Source organism: Desulfovibrio sp. 1188_IL3213 (assembly GCF_036763145.1).
GTDB lineage: Bacteria > Desulfobacterota > Desulfovibrionia > Desulfovibrionales > Desulfovibrionaceae > Desulfovibrio.
Window position 1 is genome coordinate 1 of sequence record NZ_JBAIYR010000162.1, and the last position, 4,978, is coordinate 4,978.

The 4,978-nt window shown below is 60.7% G+C and carries 4 protein-coding genes and 1 pseudogene; 1 reads left to right on the forward strand and 4 read right to left on the reverse strand.

Annotated features, from left to right (window positions below; translation table 11 throughout):
- The 4 genes from V6C16_RS07885 to V6C16_RS07900 all read right to left on the reverse strand — a co-directional run.
- Nucleotides 1-413, reverse strand: a 413-nt coding sequence (locus tag V6C16_RS07885) for a secondary thiamine-phosphate synthase enzyme YjbQ (protein WP_442886197.1), incomplete at its 3' end; no start/stop codon positions are given.
- Nucleotides 414-468: 55 nt separating this feature from the next.
- Nucleotides 469-1,662: an ATP-grasp domain-containing protein gene (locus V6C16_RS07890; protein WP_333536200.1), complete on the reverse strand. Its 1,194-nt coding sequence runs from the start codon at nt 1,660-1,662 to the stop codon at nt 469-471.
- Nucleotides 1,659-3,008, reverse strand: coding sequence for a homoserine dehydrogenase (locus V6C16_RS07895; RefSeq protein WP_333542978.1), 1,350 nt, complete (start codon nt 3,006-3,008; stop codon nt 1,659-1,661). The genes V6C16_RS07890 and V6C16_RS07895 overlap by 4 nt, the downstream gene beginning before the upstream one ends.
- Nucleotides 3,009-3,193: 185 nt before the next feature.
- On the reverse strand, nt 3,194-4,375 hold the full coding sequence (locus V6C16_RS07900) for an aminotransferase class I/II-fold pyridoxal phosphate-dependent enzyme (protein ID WP_333536953.1): 1,182 nt from the start codon (nt 4,373-4,375) through the stop codon (nt 3,194-3,196).
- A 359-nt stretch (nt 4,376-4,734) separates the two neighbouring features.
- Here V6C16_RS07900 and mtnA point away from each other — a divergent pair.
- Nucleotides 4,735-4,978 (forward strand): annotated as a pseudogene (mtnA, locus tag V6C16_RS07905) (S-methyl-5-thioribose-1-phosphate isomerase); the annotation flags it as partial.

The window sequence follows — 4,978 nt, forward strand, 5'->3', positions numbered from 1 at the left end:
GGCCAAGGCAGGCAGGGGCAGAGCGGCGATTGCGGGTACTCTTCCTGTCCCGCAAGCCATTGCAGCCATATGGTGCGACGGCGCGGGCCGTCGCCTTCGCACAGATAGACAGACTGCCATGTGCCGAGGCACAGTTCGCCGTGCTCCACAAAGAGGGTCAGGGACGGCCCGTGCAGGGTGGCCTTGATGTGGGCGTCGCTGTTGCCCTCGGCATGGTGGTAGTCGCCGTGGCGCGGCACGAGGTCGCTGAAAAAGGTGAGCATGTCGCGGCGCACGTCGGGGTCTGCCCCTTCGTTGACCGTCAGGCCGCAGGTGGTGTGCGGGCAAAAAAGGGCCAGTACGCCGTTGCGCCAGCCCTTTTCAATGGAATTTCGCCGCACCAGGCCGCGTAGCTGCATTGTGATGTCGCGCATGTCGCAACGGCATGTTGTTTCAATTTCCAGATGCAGCACAGGCAGCCTCCTGCTGTCAGAAGCTCGCGAATTCCGTCAGGTCGGAACTGGCGATATAGTCCAGTTCTTCCCGCTGGTTTTCGGGGGTTTCGGTATACAAAAAGCCGAACAGGCCGTAGCGGGAATAGTCGTTCTTGCGCAGGCGCAGCACCTTTGCAAAGCGGCGGCACAGGGCCTCATAGTCAAAATCGCGTATGGTCGGGCAGTTGGCGGGTGTGTTCAGGGCCATGAGGGTATAGAGATTGCCCTCTTTGCCCTTGAGCGCCTCTTCCCAACAGGGGCGCGCGCCTTCAAGAAAGCAGCCGTAAGAGTGGAAGCCCCAGGCAAAAAGGCTCACGTCCGTGCTGCACCATCCGGCAAAGCGCAGCGGATTGAATTCTATGGGCAGAATGCGCCCGGCGGCGCTGCGGCGCAACTCCACATGCGTTGGAAAGTTCCGCAGCCCCAGAATGGCGTTGACCCTGTTGAACCAGGCTTCAAATTCAGCCAGGCGGTCGCGGATGATGGCGGCGCTTGTGTAGTACAGGCGGTCGCTCACGTCATCGGCTCCCGCAAACTCATGGCGCAGGATGTTGCAGATGACGGCGCGGCCGTTCTGGTCAAAATACACGTCCACGGCAAATTCGTCGCCCTCGATGTATTCTTCCAGCAGCCAGTCGCCGCCGTCAACCACGGACTGCGGATACTGCTCCGACCAGCGCGTGGATTCTTCGGCAATGGCGGCCTTTGCGGTCTGCCAGTCTTCCGCATTGTTGATGCGGTAAACGCCGAGGCTGAAAAAACCCACGGCGGGCTTGAGTATGCAGGGCGTGCGCAGTTCGTCGAAGGGCAGGGCCTGCATCTGCGCAAAATCAAGGCGGCGGTAGTAATAGTCCGGGTCCAGGGGGCGGAGCAGTTCGCGGGTAAGAGCCTTGTTTTTGAGTCTTTCAATGGCGCGGGCCAAAGGCTGCGCGCAATGGGCCGTTACCCAGGCAAGGGAGTTTTCCGAGCAGGTATACAGGCGGGGAGGCACGGCGTCTTCACGGTCTTGCCCTTCGCGCAGCAGGGCGGCAAAACGGTCTTCAGACACAATGTTGAGAGCGGGTATGCCCAGGACCTCAAGCTCGGCCGCGCAGTCGCGGGCCATGTCGTTGTCCAGTACGGGCTCCTGCCGGTTGGCGGCATAGGCCGCCAGTTCCGGCGAGACGTATGGTTGATCGAGAATTATCATTCACCACCCAGCACGCGGAAGTAGACCGCGGGTTCTTTGAGCAGCCCGGCGTCAAGAGTGCGCTGCAGGGCGTCGCTCATGGCCTGGGCCGTGGTTTCGTGAGTCATGAAAACAAGCGGCACGCCCTGGCCTTCATCGGACTTCTGGATGACCTGAGCCATGCTGATGCCTTCTGCGGCCATGCAGCCTGAAAGATCGCGCAGCACGCCCGGAGCGTCCTGCACCATCACGCGCACATAGTAGCACGAGCGCCATTCTTCGGGCGGCACAATGGCGGCCTTGGGCAGGTCTTTGCCCACAAATCCCGTATTGTTGGGCCGTTCATCGCGGGCCACGGCCAGCAGGTCGGCCAGCACGGCTCCTGCGGTGGGCAGATCGCCCGCGCCGCGTCCGTGGAAAAAGAGCGGACCAGAGGCATTGGCATCCACCCGCACGGCGTTGTACGCGCCGCCCACGCGGGCCAGCAGGTACTTGTGGTACACAAGGGCGGGAAAAACACCGGCTTCAAGGCGCACCGGGCCTTCGCCGCAATCGTTGCCTCCGATTTTTTCCTCGGGACAGGGAACCTGCCTCACCTGGCCGATGAGCTTTATGCGGTAGCCGAATTCCCGGGCCAGACGGATGTCCAGCGCCGAAAGGCCGCGAATGCCGCGCACGGAAAGAGCTGTATAGGGATAGTTGGCCCCGAAGGCAAGGCGGATAAGCAGAATGAGCTTGTGGGCCGCGTCATGCCCGTCAATGTCCAGGGTGGGGTCGGCCTCGGCATAGCCCAGTTGCTGGGCCTGCTTGAGGGCAACGTCAAAATCCAGTCCGTTGGAGGTCATTTCGGACAGGATATAGTTGCTTGTGCCGTTGAGAATGCCCATGAGGGACTGGATGCGGTTGCCCGTAAGGCTTTCCTTGAGGGCCTCCACAATGGGTACGGCCCCGGCCACGCTGGCCTCATAGCGCAGGATGCGCTTTTTGCGGTCGGCTTTCTGGAAGAGGGAAAGGCCCTCTTCGGCCAGCAGCGCCTTGTTGGCCGTGACAATGTGCTTGCCCTGATCCAGGGCGCGGTCGATGAGGTCACGGGCATGGTCAATGCCGCCCATAAGCTCCACCAGCACGTCGATTTGCGGATCATCCGTCAGATCGCGCGGATTGGTGGTCAGTTCGGCCCCTTCGGGCAGGGGAACGCTGCGCGCCTTTTTGGCATTGCGCACGAGCACCTTTCTGATCAGGATATCCCGACCCGAGCGGCGGCGGATGAGGTCCGCGTTTTCTTCAAGCAGGCGCACCAGGCCGCCGCCCACTGTGCCGAATCCGGCCAGACCCACTACAAGTGGCTTGTCGCTGTTCTTGGTCATGATGTCTCCTGAAGTGCCCGGTTGCCGCACCGTAACTGATGAGGCACCTTTTTTTGCCGAAGTCCGGGCCGTGTGGCCCGGACTTCGTGTGTTCGTTTTACCTGGCGGGCGGTATCCGCCGGTGTTTTTATCTTTTCATGAGGCTCTCTGTCACGGTTTCCCTGCAATATGGCCTTGAAACCCCTCTAGTCGGACGCGCCGGACAGCAGCTTGCGCATGCTGCTGATGGCCTGCCGGGTGCGGTGCTCGTTTTCAATCAGGGCAAAGCGCACAAACTCGTCTCCGTAGGAGCCGAAGCCCAGGCCCGGAGAAACCGCCACATGGGCCTCTGTGAGCAGCAGTTTGGAAAACTCCACCGAACCCATCTTGCGAAAGGCTTCAGGTATGCGCGCCCACACGAACATGGTGGCCTTGGGAGAAGGCGCTTCCCAGCCTATGCGGTTCAGGCCGTCAATGAGGCGGTCGCGCCGCTCCTTGTAGATATTGCAGATATTGTTCACACAGTCTTCGGAACCGTTGAGCGCTACTGTGGCCGCGATCTGCACGGGCTGGAAGATGCCGTAGTCAAGGTAGCTCTTGATGCGCCCGAGGGCGTGAATAAGCTGCTTGTTGCCCATGCAGAAGCCCACGCGCCAGCCGGGCATGGAGTAGCTTTTGGACAGGGTGTAAAATTCCACGCCCACGTCCTTGGCCCCCTTGGCCTGAAGAAAGCTCGGCGCTTTGTAGCCGTCAAACACAAGATCCGCATAGGCAAGGTCGTGGATGACCCAGATGTTGTTGGCCTTGGCGAAGTCGACAATCCTTTCAAAAAAGGCCAGGTCTGTCACTTCGGTGGTGGGGTTGTGCGGATAGCAGAGGAAAAGCAGCTTGGGCTTGGGCCAGGCATGCCGCATGGCGGCCTCAAGGTCTTCAAAAAAGTCGCGGCCGGGACCGATGGGTACGCTGCGCACATCCGCGCCTGCAATGACGGGCGCGTATTTGTGGATGGGATAGGTGGGGTCCGGCGCAAGCACCACATCGCCCGGCTCAAGCATGGCGAGCGAAAGGTGGGCCAGACCTTCTTTGGAGCCCATAGTCACGATGGCTTCACTGTCCGGGTCAAGATCTACATCAAAGTGGCGCTTGTAGCGGTCGCACACGGCCTTGCGCAGGTTGGGAATGCCGCGGGAAAGGGAGTAGCGGTGGTTGATGGGCTTGGCTGCGGCCTCGGCGAGCTTTTCCACAATGGGGGCGGGCGTGGGAATGTCCGGGTTGCCCATGCTGAAGTCCACGATGTCGATATTCTGCCGACGAAGTTGCATCTTGAGGTCCCCCACCACGGCGAAAACGTAGGGGGGCAGACGGCGAATGCGTGAAAACTCTTCCATTGTCCTGCTCCGGAGCATGATGATTGTCCCGTCAAAGGCAAAAGCGCCCTTGCGTTGGCGCGGTCTGCGTTGGCGCCTGGCCGCGCTGCCTGAAAAGTCGCGCGCTGTCGCGCCTGGGCGCGGACGCAGCAAACGCCTGCGGGCGCGTCCTCTTCAGTGTGGTGCAGCATAGCCAGCGAAAAGCCTGTTTGTAAAGCTTCACGACACTGCAAAAAACAATTAAACCCTTCTTTTCACATTGTTACATTAGTCACGGCAGGGCCGGGCATATCCTGCGCCTGAAGTTGACCCACGCCCGGCCGTCTTTGCTTTCAGGCTATTGTGTTGTATGGTCAAAGGGTATGCCACCGGAGGAAAGCATGGACGACCACATACGTTTTGATCACCAGACTTTTGAACTGCACCTGCTTGACCAGCGGTTTCTGCCTGCACAGGAAGCCGACTTTGTCTGCCGCACGGTGGAAGACGTGGTTTATGCCCTGCAAACCATGGTGGTTCGCGGCGCGCCCGCCATCGGGGTTACGGCGGCCTGGGGCTGCGTGCTGGCCCTCAGGGAGGCTCAGGGACCTGATTGGGCCGCCCGGCTTGAGCAGGGCATGGAGC